The organism is Bilophila sp. 4_1_30, from assembly GCF_000224655.1.
GTDB classification, from domain to species: domain Bacteria; phylum Desulfobacterota; class Desulfovibrionia; order Desulfovibrionales; family Desulfovibrionaceae; genus Bilophila; species Bilophila wadsworthia.
In genome coordinates, this window is the sequence record NZ_JH114234.1 from 94,014 (window position 1) to 110,487 (window position 16,474).

A 16,474-nucleotide genomic window follows, 5' to 3' on the forward strand; every position below is an offset into this window, starting at 1 on the left:
CAAAGTCATGTCAACCCGTATAAGAAAAGCAAGTATATCATCTTTAATATTTTGGCTTCAGTATATTCTTGCCATGCTTGGCTGTCAAACGTATACAGCCGTATAGATACGGATTAGGCTGGATAAGCATCTTCAGCTTAAAACAAGCTAACACATAACGTGGAATGTGTAACTATTTGATTTTAAAGTAAAAATATAGTTGCTAATTTCATTAGCTGCCCACATATTCGTTCCCCCCTATCAAAAGGCCACTGTTTGAGCTGTCCCTATCGTGCTACTGCCTATAACGAGTATTCCTTATAGACACTATTGCATGGAGGGGAAAAATGCGAAAACTAACTCAAACGGAAAAACGAATTGTGGGGCTTCTGGCTGAGGGGATGCGCCCTAAAAGAAATTGCCCGTATCTTATCAATTTCATACGGAACAGTGCGTTGGCATCTTGTTAACCTCAGGAGTGCTTGTGCCGTGCGAACCACTCGTGAGATATTACTTCATATAAAAGCTATTCCTAATTTGTTGGGTACACCCCCAGAAAAAATAAAACTTTCTCCCCGTGGAAAAGAAGTATTGGAGTTGTTTATGCATAGCTTTACATATACGCAAATTGCACAACAGCTTGGGATGAGTGTTAGCGGCGTGCGCAGGCATTGTGAAAAAATGTTATGGAAGAATGATTGCAAATCAATGGCTGGGTTGATTGCAAAATACAAATTATATAAAATACACAAATCAATTCAGATTGATCTACCCTCAAAATCTGATAAATAATGAGGTAGTCATGCCAAAGACTGTTTTGCGACCAGAAGAAGAATTTCGCCAATTGCTGTTGTCAAAACTTCCACCAATCATAGCCCGCAAAGATGTAGAACGTCAGCTGGGCGGCATAATAAAGTCGAAAACACTTGCTAATGCTGACGCCTCTGGTGAAGGCCCTATTGGAGCTTTCCAGGTAGGGCGAAGCGTCGTCTACCCCACAGAATCATTACTAACCTGGTTAATCAACACTATGGGCATATCAAGACTTAAAAATAATATCACAGAGCTTTAGGAGGCTTTAGGTTGTGAACAGCGGCTCGTGTGGCGTCCGGTATCAAATGAGCATAGCGCATGGTCATCGTAATACTTTTATGCCGCATCAATCGTTGAATGCGGTATATATCTTCGCCATTACACGCCAACCAACTTGCGAAGGTATGCCGAAGACTATGGAATACAATTCGCCGTGCTCGGTCATCAGGCTTGATACCGTCATTGAGCCCAATAGAATCTGCAAGAGCCTTAAATGCGTGAGAAAAATTAGTACGAGCTGTACAGCCCTCAATCGGTGGGAAAACCATATTCATAGATGGAACTATTTGTCTAGCATCATGACGTTTTTTAAAAATTTTCAACGCAGTATTGTTCAATGGTACTTTGCCGCCCGGCTTGCGGTGTGCTTCATCGCGCACCGTGAGCATGGCATACGTCAAATCCACGTCCGGCCATTCAAGGCGTTGAAGCTCCCCAAGCCGCAATCCGGTATTCAGCGAGAGAACAATACAGTCATGCAAGTCCTGGTTCGGCAGTTTCTTGGCTGCATTTATCAAGGCTTTTGCCTCGTTGGCAGTCAAAAAACGCTCACGAGCATTTGTGATAGGGGGAACCTTGACGCCAATAGCAGGGTTTTGACCTTTGAAAATGATTGTTCCCTCCAGCTTCATAAGACTGGCCTGAGTAAAGGTATAGCTGATAATACTGCGATACTGCTTTATCGTGGCTGGAGCCGCTCCAGCCGCGACCAGGCCATCAATAATAGCTTGAACATCTTCCCGCATGATGGCAGAAAGGGGCTTCATGCCGATAGCTGGTTTAATAACCTTGTTGAAGCGCTGCTCGTCAGTCAGCCAGCTCCGCTTGGTTCGTTTGGCTTCAGGCATATAAAATCGTTCAAAGAAGTCCTGGAAGGACATACTGGAGGCGCTCTCTTCGGAGGCTTCCTGTTCAGCGGCGGCTCGTTCGGCGACAATTTTTTGCCGCATTTCAGAAAGACTCTGAGGTCCACTACCGATTTTTCTGTTTTCTTTGAGTTTGTTCAGTATGTTATGGGCTTTTTCTGCGTTCCATTGTTCGGTCGCCCATCCCATGCCTTCTTCGATAGTGCGACCGTCTTTTTTATAGCGGATGGAGTAATAACGATCTGGTTGCCCGTTACGTTGTTTACGGGTAGGGTGCTCGTAGTAACGCACTCCAGGATACTGAGTTTTGACTTTAAGTTTTTTCATGCCCCCACTATGCCCCCACTTTTGGGGGAAGACAAGGGCTACCCAGGGAACATTACCATGCTCTATCATATTGAAATTACTATCCCTAGGAAATTGAGGGAACTTTTGAATCAGATTCAGGGTCTAGTGAAGGTTCCTTCATGGGAGTTCGAGTCTCCCCTTCGGCACCATAAGAAAGCAAGCGGGCTGACAGAGCAATCTGTCGGCCCGTTTTTTTGTATTCTCCGTAAGTTCTCTTCAGGAAGAATGGCTCGACGCAGCCTCTTGGGTAGGGGCTATTGCTCAAGGCGAGCAAGAGATGTGCAACGAATCGGTTTTGATTGGAAAGTATCTTACTCGTACTTGGACAAAAGAATCTTGTTGCAAGCATAGAATCGAAGTAGATCGCTATCGTTACAGTTTTCCAACTGTGCAAGCAGAACTTTCCTGATGCCTTTCGGAGAGCGTCTAATCTCCTCAAGCGCGAACAATTCTTTCACACGAAGAGACAATGCAGAAGCTATTTTTTTCAAGGTTGATAAAGTCGGATCGCTGAGTCCTCGTTCGATAGATTTGATGTGCCGCAAGGACAAACCGGATTTTTCCGCTAATTGTTCTTGTTTCAATTTTCGTGAGAGGCGCAGCAAACGAATCGTTATCCCAAAAGATTTTTGACAGTTACCCATAGGCTCCTCCAATGGAGGAGAATAGCCTTGACCTGATAAGATTGTTAGCAACTATACTAGATTTAACAGTCAAAAATAGAAAATATACATTTTATTCTCTCATTCATGCTATACCGTTCTTGAGTTTTGTCTTGCCGGGAAAGTCAGTTTCAATTCTTCTCCTGAGAAGCTTCTCAAAGGATTGACGGCTTTTCAGGATCGGGCTATTTTCATGCATATACATGGAGTTTCTATGGAGTCCCTCACGAAGGAATACGCTTCTCCTGTCTGCGTCTGTATGCAGCTCCGCAAAGCCGGGCGTGTTGTTACGCAGATTTACGATCGCTGCCTGCGTCCCGTGGGTATCCGGGGAACACAGTTTGCGCTGCTGAAACGGATCGCCTGTATGCGTCGGCCGTTCATCACGGATATCGGCAAGGTGCTGTGCATGGATCAGACCACGGCGACCCGGAATATCGGGCTGTTGGAGCGGGCGGGGTTTGTTGCCGTTGGCGTGCATCCTGACGATGCCCGGAAGAAGGTGGTGGAACTGACGCCAGAAGGGCAGGCCAAGCTGGAGGAAGCCTTTCCCCTGTGGGAAGAGGCGCAACGGGAAATCAGGGAATACCTCGGCGACGACAGACTGGGCAATCTGTGCTCCCTGCTTCAGGTTCTGAGCGATTTCTCCAGCGAATGAAGGTTTTTCCTGCTCCATGTACATCCTCAATAAAGGATAAAGGAGGCTTTTTATGAACGTACTGCTTATCAACGGCAGCCCGCACAAGAAGGGCTGCACCTACACCGCTCTCAGCGAAGTGGCAGGACAGCTTGAGAAAAACGGCATCGGATCGAATATCGTGCACATCGGCTCGAAGCCCATTCGGGGCTGTATCGCGTGCGGCGCTTGCCGGGAAACCGGGCTGTGCGTGTTTGACGACGATCCGGTCAACGAATGCTCAGGGCTCTTGAAGGCGGCGGATGGCCTTGTCGTGGGCTCGCCCGTCTACTATGCGGCTCCCAACGGCGCGCTGTGCGCTTTCTTGGACCGCCTGTTCTATATGAAAAGCGGAGCCTATGCCTACAAGCCCGCTGCCGCCGTGGTCAGCTGCCGCCGTGGCGGGGCCAGCGCGGCTTTTGATCGCCTGAACAAATATTTTACCATTTCCTGTATGCCCATCGTGTCCTCGCAGTACTGGAACTCCGTGCACGGCAACACACCGGAGGAAGTGAGGCAGGACAAGGAGGGGTTGCAGATCATGCGGACGCTGGGCGACAACATGGCGTGGCTGCTCAAGTGCATTGAGGCCGCCAAGGGGACCGTGCCCTATCCGGTGCGGGAGCCGTGGACACCCACGAATTTCATCCGTTAGGCTTAACCGCAAACACGACGACGGGTTCGCGCAAGCGGATCTTTGATACGGGCCCGCATTCCTCGGAGTGCGGGCTCTGCCGTCATGAAAACGAAACAGAGATATGCTTTTGTGGCTCCCGGCTGGAATAGAATTCTCTGTGGGATGATGATTTTTCGGGAGTAGAGCGGACAAATGGCGAGGCGGATTGGATCGCTTCTCAAGATATCGTTTGCCGTCTGGGAAAAAGAGCGCTACTGGATTCTAACACGTCAACGTTACGATTCTGTGACAATGCCGGTATGATAGGTTCCCCAAGGGGAACCGCCCGGGACAAGAGGGAAAGGGGCGGCACATGGCGGAGAAAGAACGCGCTTCTCGGCAGGTCATCGTTATTTCATTGATCACGGCGGCCTGTTTGATCGGCGACTCGATGCTGTACATCGTGCTGCCCATCTGTTTCGCCCAGGCCGGGCTGTCCTCCTTATGGGAAGTGGGGATTATCCTGTCGGTCAACCGGCTGGTGCGGCTCCCGCTCAATCCGATAGTGGGCTGGCTGTACCGCCATATCAGTGATCGGACCGGCATTTTCATCGCCACGGTACTCGCCACCATCACCACCTTCAGTTACGCCTTTGCGGACGGCTTTGCCGTCTGGCTTCTTCTGCGCTGCCTGTGGGGTATCGCATGGACACTGTTGCGGCTTGGCGGCTTCTATTGCATCCTGAATGTATCGTCCGACGATAATCGCGGCTATTTCATGGGGTTGTATAACGGCCTGTACCGGATCGGCAGTCTGGCGGGGATGCTCCTCGGCGGGATTTTCGCGGACTGGCTCGGTTTTTCCGTGACGTGCATGTTGTTCGGCGCGTGTACCGCCGTGACCATTGTTCTCGGGCTCATCTATGTGCCGCGCGGAAACAGCGGCGTCCCGGCCGGAACGCAAGCCGAGGAGCGGCCTTTGACGTGGCTGTGGAAAGACGGCACGGTCCTGTGGGTCATGGCGACGGGGCTTGTCGTGGCGCTTATCTATCAAGGCCTGTACGCCTCCACGCTCAGCGAGCTCATCCGTATCCATTTCGGGAGCAGCGTTACCCTGCTCGGCGGGGTGGCCGTGGGCGCGGCAACGCTCGGGGGTGTCCTGCAAGCCATCCGCTGGGGGTGGGAGCCGTGGCTGGCTCCGGGGATCGGCGTATTGTCCGATCGCCGCTTCGGTCGGCAATCCATGATGGTTGTCTCGCTGGCGTTCGGGGTGGTCGTGTTCGGGATCGTCGCCTTGAGCCTGCCCCTGCCTTTGTGGCTCCTTGCGTTGATCGGCATCCAGCTTACGGGGACGTCACTGACCACGATAGCCGATTCCGTGGCTTCGGATACGGCTTCCGTACGGGGAGGGCGGGTATTCATGATGTGGTACTCGTTCGCCGTGGATCTCGGTGCGGCGATCGGGCCGATCCTCGCCTACATGCTCAATGACATGTGGGGGATGGATACGGCTTATGCGGGCACGGCGGTCCTTCTGCTGATCCTTGCCGTGAAGTGGTACTGGTCGGCTCCGCTGCTCAGACCCTTTGTCCGGCGCTCCGCCTGACGGGAAATACGCCTTCCGGCGCGCGGCCGTTTTCATTGTCTTGGGGCTCGGTGCTTCCCGTGAAATCCCTTTCTTGCCTATAGCTCCCACTGCCTATCAATAATCTACAATCCCGCTTCCGGTTTGTCCGGAGCGGGATTTTTTTGTATGTATTTGGGACTCGTACATTGTTATTATTTGGGATTTATTATCTTTTTTCTGCTTTGTAGCATAATCTCCGCACAACCGCCTCTTCTTTTCTCCACGATCGACAAAAAGCGGACACGCCCGCGTCACACGGCTCCTCCACTATGCGCCCAACGACAAGTGAGGAGTTCAACATGATCCACATAGATACTCTCAGCAAAACATTTTCAGGCGGAAAGGGGCTTGACCGGGTCAGCCTGCACATCAAGCCCGGCGAAATGGTCGCGCTCATCGGCTCGTCCGGTTCCGGAAAATCGACCCTGATGCGCCATATCGCGGGGCTCATGCCCGGCGACGCCGACGGCGGGCGGATCGAGGTCGCGCAGCACCTCATTCAGGACAGGGGCGTGATCAGCCGCGACATCCGAACCATGCGGGCGGAAATCGGCATGGTCTTCCAGCAGTTCAATCTGGTGGATCGCATGTCCGTGTTGCGCAACGTCATGCTCGGCGCGCTGTCGCGCACGGCGCTGTGGCGCAGCCTGCTGGGCTTCTTCCATGAAGAGGACGCCCGGCTTGCCTACAAGGCGCTGGCCCGCGTCGGCATCATGGAAAAGGCGCATCAGCGCACTTCCAACCTCTCCGGCGGGCAGCAGCAGCGCGCCGCCATTGCCCGCGCCCTTGTGCAGCGCGCCCGCGTCCTGCTGGCGGACGAGCCCATTGCCTCGCTTGATCCGGAATCGTCCCGCAACGTTATGGAAACGCTGCGCGATCTGAACCAGAAGGACGGGCTCACCGTGCTCGTGACCCTGCATCAGGTCGACTACGCGCTGTCCTTCTGCCCCCGCACCATCGCCTTGAAGCATGGCCGGGTCGTGTACGACGGGCCGAGTGCGGAACTGACCCCCGCCTTCCTCAAGCGCCTCTACGGTACGGAATGCGACTCCCTGTTCGCCCGCCCGGAAAGCGACATCCGGCGGAATCCGCCCCTGACGCAGGTTCGAGTGGCCTAACCCTCAACTACAAGGATTTGCCATGTTTTCACGTTTCCTCATCGCCGTTGCGGCGGCGGCCGTCGTCCTTGGCGGTTCCGTTTGTGCCAACGCTGCGGAAGTCCTGAACTTCGGCATCATCTCCACGGAATCCTCCCAGAACCTCAAGCAATTGTGGGACCCCTTCCTCGCCGACATGGAAAAGGCCACCGGCTTCAAGGTCAAGGCGTTCTTCGCTTCGGACTACGCCGGGATTATTGAGGGGATGCGCTTCAAAAAGGTCGATCTCTGCTGGATCGGCAACAAGGGCGCCATCCAGATGGTGGACCGTTCGGACGGTTCCGTTTTCGCCCAGACTACGGCGGCGGACGGTACGGACGGCTACTACTCCCTGCTTGTGGTGAACAAGGAGAGTCCGCTCAAGAGCGTGGACGACGTGCTCAAGAACGCGGCTGAGCTTCGTTTCAGCAACGGCGATCCCAACTCCACCTCCGGGTTCCTCGTGCCCGGCTACTACGTGTTCGCCAAGAACAACGTCGACCCGAAGAAAATTTTCAAGAACGTGGTTGCCGCCAACCATGAATCCAACGCGCTCGCCGTCGCCAACAGGCAGGTGGACGTGGCGACCTGCAACAACGAAGCCATCGGCCGTCTCGAAATCGCCCACCCTGAAAAGGCCGCGCAGATCCGCGAAATCTGGCGCTCGCCGCTCATCCCGAGCGATCCGCTGGTGTGGCGCAACAGCCTTCCCGAAAGCACGAAAAAGAAGATCGCCGATTTCATCTTCGGGTACGGCGTGAAGGGTGATGTGGCCCACGCCAAGGCCATCCTCGAAAAGCTCCAGTGGGGGCCGTTCAAGCCCTCGACCAACGCCCAGCTGGTTCCTCTCCGTCAGCTCGAACTGTTCCGCGAAAAGAGCAGGCTGGAGGCCAATGCCGAGATGCCTGCGGCGGAAAAGGCCGAGCGCATCAAGAAGATTGACGAAGCCCTCGACAAGCTGTCCCTGTAATACGCTTCGGCGGCGCGGAGGTTCCCGCGCCGCTTTTTCCCGGCGGGCCCGTACCGCCGGTTTTCCGAAAGGATTGCCATGAGTTCCGAATTTGTTCTGTCCCCTCCGCGCAAGCGCCCTATGGAACTGCTGCGCCTCGTGGGTTGGGCCGTCGCGCTGGCGTTTCTCGTCTGGTCGTGGCGGGGGGCGGAAATGCGCCCCATGACCCTGATTACCGAGTCGGGCAATATCCTCACGCTGATCAAGGATTTCTTCCCGCCCGACTTCACGGACTGGCGGCTGTACGCCACGGAAATGGTCGTCACCCTGCAAGTCGCCATCTGGGGCACGCTGCTCGCCGTGGTCTGCGCCGTGCCGCTCGGCATCCTGTCTTCCGACAACATCGTGCCGTGGTGGGTCTACCATCCCGTGCGCCGCCTCATGGACGCCGCCCGTGCCATCAATGAAATGGTGTTTGCCATGCTGTTCGTGGTCGCCGTGGGCCTTGGCCCCTTCGCGGGCGTGCTGGCTCTGTGGGTACACACCACGGGCGTCCTCGCCAAGCTGTTCTCCGAGGCCGTGGAAGCCATAGAGCCGAGCCCGGTCGAAGGCGTGCGCTCCACGGGGGCCTCCTTCCTTGAGGAAGTCGTATACGGCGTCATCCCGCAGGTTTTCCCACTGTGGATCTCCTATTCGCTGTACCGCTTCGAGTCCAACGTGCGCTCCGCCACCGTCGTGGGCATGGTCGGCGCGGGCGGCATCGGCATGGTGCTGTGGGAGCTGATCCGCAGCTTCGCTTTCGAGCAGACCTGCGCCGTCATGGCCCTCATCGTGCTGGTCGTGGTGGTCTTCGACATGCTCTCGCAGCAGCTGCGGAAGAGGGTGCTGTAATGCCCGCCCGCTATGCCGTGTACTACGCGCCTTCGGCGGGCGATGCCCTGCATCAGGCGGTGACCCCGCTGCTGGGGCGTGATGCCCTCGGGGGCCTGAATGTGCCGCAGGCGACGCCTCCGGGTGTGAATCCCGTTTTCTGGAAGGGGATCACCCGCGTTCCCGCCCATTACGGATTGCACGCGACGCTCAAGGCCCCCTTCGAACTCCGCCATTCGGGGATGGACAGCCAGCTGTTGCGCTCCACGGGTGAAGTGGCGTCCCGCTTCCTTCCCTTTGAAATTCCGTCTCTGTCCCTCGCCTATCTGGGCAAGGAGGAAAAAGGCTTTTACGCGCTCGTTCCCTCGACGAAATGCTCTCTGCTGTCCTTTCTGGAGCGCGCCTGTGTGATGGATCTGGATGCTTTCCGGGCTCCCCTGAAAACCGAGGATGTGGCCCGGCGCGGCCATCTGTCCCTTGAGGAACGCAGCAACCTGTATATGTGGGGCTACCACCGCGTCCTTGATTCGTTCCAGTTCCACATCACGCTGACCGACGGCATTGCTGACGCGGGATTGCGTGCGCTTGTGGGCGCGGGCCTGCGCAAGGCGCTGGAAGGCGTGCTGGACGCTCCGCTTCGTATTGATGCCCTGACCCTTTTCAAACAGGAAAACCGCAACCGGCCCTTTTCCGCCGTGGCGCGGCTTCTGTTCGCCAACGTACAGACTGCACGGGAAAAAGCATGATGTCTCTCACCGTTCGACAAGAAAGGATGCGGCTGTTGGCCCTCGCATCCGTGGAGCGTCTCGAAGCGGGGCTCTCCGCCATTACGCCGCCGGATTACGAGGTAGTCCGCGGGCCGGAAACCGGGCTGGTCATGATCCGGGGCCGCGTGGGCAACACCGGCGATGCCTTCAATGTGAGCGAAGCGCTTGCGACGCGCTGCGTGGTCTCGTTGAAGGACGGCTGCCTCGGGTATGCGTGGGTTCTGGGCGAGGATGCCCGCCGCGCCGAACTTGCCGCCCTGTACGATGCCCTCTGGCAGCGGGAGGGTTATGCGGAAGCCCTTGATCGGGAACTGCTCCCCGAGCTGGAAGCGGAACGCGCCCGCCGGGTGCGGGAGGATGCCGCCGCCGTCGAGCCTACCCGTGTTGATTTCTTTACGCTTGTCCGAGGAGAAGACTGATGTCGGCCTTTTCTCAGCCCGTATTCGATATGCAGCGGGTGTTCCGCGTTGTGCTCGACGCCATGTCCCGTCCCGCGCGGCTTTGCCGCCTGCCCGTATTCCCGCAGTCCGTGCCGGACGGCCTTTCGCCCGTACTGGCGGATCTTGCCCTGACCCTGTGCGACGGCGAATCTCCGCTCTGGCTCTCTCCGGGCCTGCGGAAGGATGGAACGACAACGTGGCTCCGTTTCCACTGCGGTTGTCCGATCGTCGAAGAGGCGGACAAGGCGGCCTTCGCGCTGGTGGCGGACGTTGCCGAACTGCCGCCCCTGTCCGCTTTCGCGCAGGGCGTTCCCGCCTATCCCGACCGTTCCGCAACCGTCCTGCTTGCCGGTCTGGCCTTTGATGCGGGAACCCGTTTCCGTGGTTCCGGCCCCGGCATCTGCGGGGAACGTACCTTCACCTGCACGTTGCCCGAAGATTTTGCGGAACGGTGGCGCGAGAACACGTCGGGCTTCCCGCTCGGCGTGGACATGCTGCTGTGCGGCACCGACGGCGTGGCCGGTCTGCCGCGCACCACGCACCTTGAACGTCTGCCTCAGGAGAGTGCGTCATGTATGTAGCGGTCAAAGGTGGGGAAAAGGCCATTTCCGCCGCCCACGAACTCCTTCGCCGGGAAGGGCGGGGCGACCCCTCCGTCCCCGATTTGGGGATCGAACAGCTGATCGGGCAGTTGCGGCTTGCCGTGGACCGGGTCATGGCCGAAGGCTCCCTGTACGACCGGGATCTCGCCGCGCTGGCCATCAAGCAGGCGCAGGGCGATTTGCTCGAAGCCGTATTCCTCGTCCGCGCCTACCGGACCACGCTTCCCCGGTTCGGCAGTTCGCTTGCCGTGGACACGTCAGCCATGCGCGTGCTGCGGCGCATTTCCGCCACGTGGAAGGATCTCCCCGGCGGGCAGATCCTTGGTGCGACGTTCGACTATACGCACCGCCTGCTGGATCGCACCCTCTCCCGCGCTGAAGCCGGAGCCGCCGAATCTTCTCCTCTTCCAGTAGAACCTGATACGGATTCCCCGCTCGGCGGGCCGTTGCCGCGTGCGCTCGACGCGCTGGTTGCGGAAGGGCTGCTCGAACGGCCCGCGCCGTCGGATGACGATGCCTGCCGCGACATCACCCGCCAGCCTCTGGAACTGCCCGCCGATGCCCCGGAGGATCGCGGCGTGCGCCTTCAGGCGCTGGCCCGCGCCGACGAAGGGTTTCTGCTCGGCATGGCCTACTCCACGCAGCGCGGCTTCGGTGCGGTACATCCCTTTACCGGAGAACTGCGCCGGGGATGGGTGGAAGTGTCCTTTTTCTCCGAAGAGCTCGGCTTCGATGTCGTTATTGGCGAAATCGAGCTGACCGAATGCGAAACAGTGAGCCGCTACACCGGGACGGCCCGCCCGCCGTGCTTCACGCGGGGCTACGGGCTGGTTTTCGGCAACAACGAGCGCAAGGCGCTGTCCATGTCCATCACGGATCGCGCCCTCCGCGCCAAGGAACTAGACGAACCCGTCGTCGGCCCGGCGCAGAACTCCGAATTCGTGCTCCTGCACGGCGACAACGTGGACGCCTCGGGCTTTGTCCAGCACATCAAGCTGCCGCACTACGTGGACTTTCAGGCCGATCTTTCCCTTATCCGCGGCTTGCGCGCCAAGCGGCAGAACGACAAGGATATCTAGATGTCACAGACCGACGTTTGCGCGGACGCGCCGCTTGAGGGCTATGCGTTCGCCTATCTTGACGAAACGACCAAACGCATGATCCGGCGGGGGCTCCTCAAGGCCGTGGCCATCCCCGGCTATCAGGTGCCGTTCGCCAGCCGCGAGATGCCCATGCCCTGCGGGTGGGGGACCGGCGGGATTCAGGTTACCGCGAGCATCCTCGGCAGGGACGACGTGCTCAAGGTCATCGATCAGGGCTCCGACGACACCACCAACGCCGTGTCCATCCGGGATTTCTTCCGTAAGACCACCGGCGTCGCCACCACGACCCATACGGACGAGGCCACCATTATCCAGACCCGCCACCGCATCCCCGAACAGCCGCTCACCGAGTCGCAGATCATGGTGTATCAGGTGCCGCTGCCGGAGCCGCTGCGCTGGCTTGAACCGAGCGAACAGGAAACCCGCACCCTCCACGCGCTGGAGGAATACGGGATCATGAACGTCAAGCTGTACGAGGACATTGTGCGCCACGGGACCATCGCCACGGGCTTCGATTACCCCGTGCGCGTGGCCGGGCGGTACATCATGAGCCCTTCGCCCATCCCGCGTTTCGACAACCCCAAGATGCACCAGTGCCCGGCGTTGCAGCTCTTCGGGGCTGGGCGCGAAAAGCGGCTGTACGCCATTCCGCCGTATACCGACGTGGAAAGCCTCGATTTCGAGGATTACCCCTTCACCGTGCAGTCGTGGAACGAGGCCTGCGCCATCTGCGGCTCCACGGACACTTATTTGGACGAAGTCATCCTCGACGATCAGGGAAACCGCATGTTCGTATGTTCCGATACCGACTGTTGCGCCCGCCGCGCCGCCGTGCGGGACGGGCAGGGAGGAGCACAATGAAAGACTGGAACGCCGCCCCCATCCTGTCGGCCCGGAACCTGACCCGCCGTTACGGGGAGCATATCGGCTGCCGTGGCGTCTCCTTCGACCTCTGGCCCGGCGAAGTGCTTGGCATCGTGGGCGAATCCGGGTCGGGCAAAAGCACGCTCCTGAACATGCTTTCGGGACGCATGGAACCGACCTCCGGGACGATCGCCTACCGCGACGCCGCCGGGCGTGAGCGGAACATCCACGCGCTGCCGGAAGGCGAAAAGCGCCGCCTCCTGCGCTCCGAACTCGGATTCGTGCACCAGCGACCCTCGGACGGCCTGCGTATGCAGGTCAGCGCCGGGGCGAACATCGGCGAACGGCTGATGGCCGAAGGCGCGCGACATTACGGTATGCTGCGCGGCAGGGCCCTGCAATGGCTGGAGCGTGTGGAGATCGACGCCGGGCGCATCGACGACAAGCCCGCCCTCTATTCCGGGGGAATGCAGCAGCGCCTGCAAATCGCCCGGAACCTCGTCACGTCGCCGCGTCTGGTGTTCATGGACGAGCCCACCGGCGGCCTCGACGTCTCCGTGCAGGCCCGCCTGCTCGACCTGTTGCGCCATCTCGTGCTGGACATGGATCTGGCGGTCATCCTCGTCACCCACGATCTCGCCGTGGCCCGCCTGCTCTCGCACCGGCTCATAGTCATGTACCGGGGGGAGGTCGTGGAAACGGGGCTCACCGATCAGGTGCTCGACGATCCGCATCACGCCTACACGCAACTCCTCGTCTCTTCCATCCTGCAAGGGTAAGCCATGAACACTCCCATCATCGAAGTCCGAAACCTGAGCAAGACCTTTGTGCTGCACCAGCAGGGCGGGGTGGCGATCGAGGCCCTTTCCGGGATCAGCTTTTCCGTGGATGCGGGCGAGTGCGTCGCCCTGCACGGGCCGTCCGGCGCGGGCAAGTCCACGCTCCTGCGCGCCCTTTACGGCAACTACCTCCCCACGGGCGGCTCCATCCGGGTCCGCTGCGGCGGGGAGGATGTGGACATCACCAGCGCCGATCCCCGGACCGTCATCCGTCTGCGGCGGGGCTGCATCAGCTACGTCAGCCAGTTCCTGCGGGTCATCCCCCGCGTGAGCACGCTGGATCTGGTCGCGGAACCCCTGCTTGAGGCGGGCGAAGGGCAGGCCGCCGCCCGCCGCCGCGCCGAAGGGCTGCTTGCCCGGCTGAACCTGCCCGAACGCCTGTGGCATATCGCGCCCGCTACGTTTTCCGGCGGCGAGCAACAGCGGGTGAACATCGCGCGCGGCTTTATCCGCCCGTCCCCCATTCTCCTGCTCGACGAGCCCACGGCCTCGCTGGACGGCGCGAACCGGCAGGTGGTCATCGACCTGATCCGCGAGGCGCGCGGAGACGGGGCCGCCATCGTGGGCATTTTCCACGACGACGTGGCCCGCGAAGCCGTGGCCGACCGCACTATTCCCGTCAGACGCCCGTAACCTTTTTCATCAAGAGCATACAGCCATGAACGAAACCGTATTCACCAACGCTAGGCTGATCACGCCCGACGCGGTCGTCGAAGGCACTCTCGTCGTCCGCGACGGGCACATCGTTTCTCTCGACAACGGCGCGAGTTCGCTCGCGGAGCGCATCGATCTGGAAGGCGACTATTTGATGCCCGGCCTTGTGGAGCTCCATACCGACAACCTTGAAAAGCATTTCATCCCGCGCCCCAAAGTGCTCTGGCCTCAGGGCGTGCCCGCCTTCTTCGCCCACGACGCCCAGATCGTCGCGTCCGGGATTACGACCGTTTTTGATGCCCTTTCCGTGGGCGAGTACCACGACAAGGGCCGTATCGCCATGCTCGGCAAGGCCGTGGGCGCGCTGAACAGCTGCCGCTCCACCGGGAAGCTCCGGTCCGAACACCTGCTGCACCTGCGCTGCGAAGTGGCCGATCCCCGGATGCAGGATCTTTTCTTCCCGCTGTCCGATACGCCCGCGCTCAGCCTCGTTTCGCTCATGGACCACACGCCGGGGCAGCGGCAGTGGCGCGATACCTCTTCCTACCGTACCTATTACAGCAACATCGCCTCGTGGACGGATGAGGAATTCGAGCAGGTCGTCGAGCGCCTTCAGACCGCGCGCGACGGCTGCGCGGAGGACAATGCCGCGTCCATCATGGCTTTCTGCAGGGAACGGGGCCTGCCGATGGCGAGCCACGACGACACGCTTGTGGAACACGTCGAAGAAGCCCTCGATAACGGCATCGCCATCAGCGAGTTCCCCACCACGATGGAAGCGGCGCGCCATGCCTCCGAAAACGGTATGCTCGTGCTCATGGGAGCGCCCAACGTGGTGCGCGGCGGGTCGCACTCGGGGAATATCTCCGCGCTGGAGATCGCGCAGGCCGGGTATCTGGGGAGCCTCTCCTCGGACTATATGCCTGTCAGCCTTCTTGAAGCGGCTTTTGCCTTGAGCGAGGGCGGGTATATGTCCCTTCCGGCTGCGGTGGGGCTCGTGACCGCCAATCCCGCCGAAGCCGTGGGCCTCACGGATCGCGGTAGCCTCGAAGTGGGGCGGCGGGCGGATCTTGTGCGCGTGGGCATGGTTGAGGGGCAGCCCGTGGTTCGGAATGTCTGGCGGGAAGGCGCGGAGGTTTTCTGATGCGGCAGGGCCAGCTTGTTTACGTCATGGGCGCTTCAGGCTCGGGCAAGGACAGCCTGCTGCAGGCCTTGCGTCCCCGTTTGCGGGGGCTCCCTGTGGCCTTCGCCCGGCGATACATCACGCGGCCTCTCTCTGCTAAGGGCGAACGCCATATCGCCGTTTCCCCGGAACGGTTCGCGGCTATGGCGGCGTCCGGGGAGTTCGTGATGGACTGGCAAAGCCACGGCCTCCGGTACGGCATCGGCAAAGGCATCGAAACAACGCTTGCTCACGGGCATGTGGTGCTCATGAACGGCTCACGGGGGTACCTGCCCGAAGCGCTCCGCCGTTTCCCCAGCCTTGTCCCCGTGCTCGTGGAAGTGGACGCTTCCGTACTTCGGGCGCGTCTGCTGGCGCGGGGCCGGGAGCAGGGCGCGGATATTGAAGAGCGCATCGCCCGGGCTTCGATGCCTGCCGAATATCCGGACGGGGTACGCCGTATCGACAACTCTGGCCCGCTGGTGGAGTCGACGGAGGTTTTCTACCGGATGGTTGCGCGGTTGATTGAAGAAAAAGCGGCTTTTCGTTAGTAAAACGGATCGGGAATCTTATCCCGGCAATTCATATTGTTATCGGACGGAAAAGGAAGCGGCAGCTTCCTTTTTTTTGATGCAACGGAACTCCCTTCGTGCAACCTCCCCACCAGTCGAAGTTTTCGCGGGTGGGGGCGTGGGGGAGGGGCCTTTTTCAAAAGGCCTCCTCCCCCACATTCTTAATTTATACGCCCACAGGCACTGTCCCGGCCATAATGCCGCACCCCTGAGGAAGATCCAGCGGGAGGCGGCGGATGTCTTCAAGCCCCGCGTTCCGCATGAATCCGGCAAGCTCCTGCCTTGTATAGGATTGTCCGTCAGGTGTTCCGACAAGCATGTTGAGATCGAACAGCGCCGGATGCTGGGGGCCGCTGCGGTTGTCATCGAGAATAAATTCCTGAATGAGCAGAAGACCGCCCGGAACGAGCGACTGTGCGGCCTTCCGCACAATATTGGCGGACTCGTCAAAGCCCGCGCCGTGCAGGATCTGGGAGAGCCACGCCACGTCGAATCCGCCGGGAAGGTCTTCGGTGGTGAAATCCCCGCCTACGAAGGATATCCGGTCGGCCATGCCGGAGTCGGCGATGACGCGTTCCGCAAAGGGGCGGGTGGTGGGAAGATCAAAGACTGTGGCGCTCAGGCCGGGATTGTGGCGGCAGAAATGGATG

20 protein-coding genes are annotated in these 16,474 nt (G+C 59.2%); 17 read left to right on the forward strand and 3 right to left on the reverse strand.

The window, feature by feature from the left end; translation table 11 throughout:
* Window positions 1-468 precede the first annotated feature (468 nt).
* The gene (locus HMPREF0178_RS21645) at window positions 469-771 is read left to right on the forward strand and encodes a sigma factor-like helix-turn-helix DNA-binding protein (RefSeq protein WP_157134965.1); all 303 of its coding nucleotides are present in this window, start codon (window positions 469-471) and stop codon (window positions 769-771) included.
* A gap of 10 nt (window positions 772-781) precedes the next feature.
* Window positions 782-1,051, forward strand: coding sequence for a hypothetical protein (locus HMPREF0178_RS21650; protein ID WP_157134966.1), 270 nt, complete (start codon window positions 782-784; stop codon window positions 1,049-1,051).
* Here HMPREF0178_RS21650 and HMPREF0178_RS16580 read toward each other — a convergent pair.
* Together HMPREF0178_RS16580 and HMPREF0178_RS20625 are read right to left on the reverse strand one after the other, a co-directional pair.
* Window positions 1,038-2,264, reverse strand: a complete 1,227-nt coding sequence (locus tag HMPREF0178_RS16580; protein WP_157134967.1) for a site-specific integrase — start codon at window positions 2,262-2,264, stop codon at window positions 1,038-1,040. The two genes, HMPREF0178_RS21650 and HMPREF0178_RS16580, sit on opposite strands and share 14 nt — an antisense overlap.
* A 332-nt stretch (window positions 2,265-2,596) precedes the next feature.
* Window positions 2,597-2,929, reverse strand: a complete 333-nt coding sequence (locus HMPREF0178_RS20625) for a helix-turn-helix domain-containing protein (RefSeq protein ID WP_009380925.1) — start codon at window positions 2,927-2,929, stop codon at window positions 2,597-2,599.
* 232 nt (window positions 2,930-3,161) lie between these two features.
* Between HMPREF0178_RS20625 and HMPREF0178_RS16590 the strand changes: the two genes are divergently transcribed.
* The 15 genes from HMPREF0178_RS16590 to phnN all read left to right on the forward strand — a co-directional run bounded on the left by HMPREF0178_RS16590 (window position 3,162) and on the right by phnN (window position 15,803).
* Window positions 3,162-3,605, forward strand: a complete 444-nt coding sequence (locus HMPREF0178_RS16590) for a MarR family winged helix-turn-helix transcriptional regulator (protein WP_009380927.1) — start codon at window positions 3,162-3,164, stop codon at window positions 3,603-3,605.
* 52 nt (window positions 3,606-3,657) lie between these two features.
* Complete coding sequence (locus tag HMPREF0178_RS16595) at window positions 3,658-4,278, forward strand: flavodoxin family protein (protein ID WP_009380929.1); 621 nt, start codon at window positions 3,658-3,660, stop codon at window positions 4,276-4,278.
* Window positions 4,279-4,612: 334 nt separating this feature from the next.
* A complete protein-coding gene (locus HMPREF0178_RS16600; RefSeq protein WP_009380931.1) occupies window positions 4,613-5,845 on the forward strand; it encodes an MFS transporter in 1,233 nt (410 codons plus the stop codon).
* A 320-nt stretch (window positions 5,846-6,165) separates the two neighbouring features.
* A complete protein-coding gene (gene phnC / locus HMPREF0178_RS16605; RefSeq protein WP_009380932.1) occupies window positions 6,166-6,984 on the forward strand; it encodes a phosphonate ABC transporter ATP-binding protein in 819 nt (272 codons plus the stop codon).
* Between the two features lie 22 nt (window positions 6,985-7,006).
* Window positions 7,007-7,972 (forward strand): phosphonate ABC transporter substrate-binding protein, encoded by a 966-nt coding sequence (gene phnD, locus HMPREF0178_RS16610; protein ID WP_009380933.1) that lies wholly within the window; start codon window positions 7,007-7,009, stop codon window positions 7,970-7,972.
* Between the two features lie 78 nt (window positions 7,973-8,050).
* Window positions 8,051-8,842 carry a phosphonate ABC transporter, permease protein PhnE gene (gene phnE / locus HMPREF0178_RS16615; RefSeq protein ID WP_009380934.1) on the forward strand — a complete coding sequence of 264 codons (792 nt, stop codon included), beginning with the start codon at window positions 8,051-8,053 and terminating at the stop codon, window positions 8,840-8,842.
* On the forward strand, window positions 8,842-9,567 hold the full coding sequence (locus HMPREF0178_RS16620) for a DUF1045 domain-containing protein (protein ID WP_009380935.1): 726 nt from the start codon (window positions 8,842-8,844) through the stop codon (window positions 9,565-9,567). The genes phnE and HMPREF0178_RS16620 overlap by 1 nt, the downstream gene beginning before the upstream one ends.
* Entirely contained in the window at window positions 9,564-10,007 is a 444-nt protein-coding gene (gene phnG / locus HMPREF0178_RS16625; protein ID WP_009380936.1) for a phosphonate C-P lyase system protein PhnG, read from the forward strand. The genes HMPREF0178_RS16620 and phnG overlap by 4 nt, the downstream gene beginning before the upstream one ends.
* Window positions 10,007-10,609, forward strand: coding sequence for a phosphonate C-P lyase system protein PhnH (gene phnH / locus HMPREF0178_RS16630; protein WP_009380937.1), 603 nt, complete (start codon window positions 10,007-10,009; stop codon window positions 10,607-10,609). Before phnG ends, phnH begins: the two co-directional genes overlap by 1 nt.
* A complete protein-coding gene (locus HMPREF0178_RS16635; RefSeq protein ID WP_009380938.1) occupies window positions 10,600-11,709 on the forward strand; it encodes a carbon-phosphorus lyase complex subunit PhnI in 1,110 nt (369 codons plus the stop codon). The genes phnH and HMPREF0178_RS16635 overlap by 10 nt, the downstream gene beginning before the upstream one ends.
* Complete coding sequence (locus tag HMPREF0178_RS16640; protein ID WP_009380939.1) at window positions 11,710-12,594, forward strand: alpha-D-ribose 1-methylphosphonate 5-phosphate C-P-lyase PhnJ; 885 nt, start codon at window positions 11,710-11,712, stop codon at window positions 12,592-12,594. It abuts the gene before it with no gap.
* Window positions 12,591-13,376, forward strand: a complete 786-nt coding sequence (gene phnK / locus HMPREF0178_RS16645) for a phosphonate C-P lyase system protein PhnK (RefSeq protein WP_009380940.1) — start codon at window positions 12,591-12,593, stop codon at window positions 13,374-13,376. Before HMPREF0178_RS16640 ends, phnK begins: the two co-directional genes overlap by 4 nt.
* A gap of 3 nt (window positions 13,377-13,379) precedes the next feature.
* Window positions 13,380-14,069 carry a phosphonate C-P lyase system protein PhnL gene (gene phnL, locus HMPREF0178_RS16650; RefSeq protein ID WP_009380941.1) on the forward strand — a complete coding sequence of 230 codons (690 nt, stop codon included), beginning with the start codon at window positions 13,380-13,382 and terminating at the stop codon, window positions 14,067-14,069.
* A 25-nt stretch (window positions 14,070-14,094) separates the two neighbouring features.
* The gene (locus tag HMPREF0178_RS16655) at window positions 14,095-15,234 is read left to right on the forward strand and encodes an alpha-D-ribose 1-methylphosphonate 5-triphosphate diphosphatase (protein ID WP_009380942.1); all 1,140 of its coding nucleotides are present in this window, start codon (window positions 14,095-14,097) and stop codon (window positions 15,232-15,234) included.
* The gene (gene phnN, locus HMPREF0178_RS16660; RefSeq protein ID WP_009380943.1) at window positions 15,234-15,803 is read left to right on the forward strand and encodes a phosphonate metabolism protein/1,5-bisphosphokinase (PRPP-forming) PhnN; all 570 of its coding nucleotides are present in this window, start codon (window positions 15,234-15,236) and stop codon (window positions 15,801-15,803) included. The genes HMPREF0178_RS16655 and phnN overlap by 1 nt, the downstream gene beginning before the upstream one ends.
* Window positions 15,804-15,990: 187 nt before the next feature.
* Here phnN and HMPREF0178_RS16665 read toward each other — a convergent pair.
* On the reverse strand, window positions 15,991-16,474 hold a 484-nt coding region (locus HMPREF0178_RS16665; RefSeq protein ID WP_039959272.1), incomplete at its 5' end, for a methyltransferase.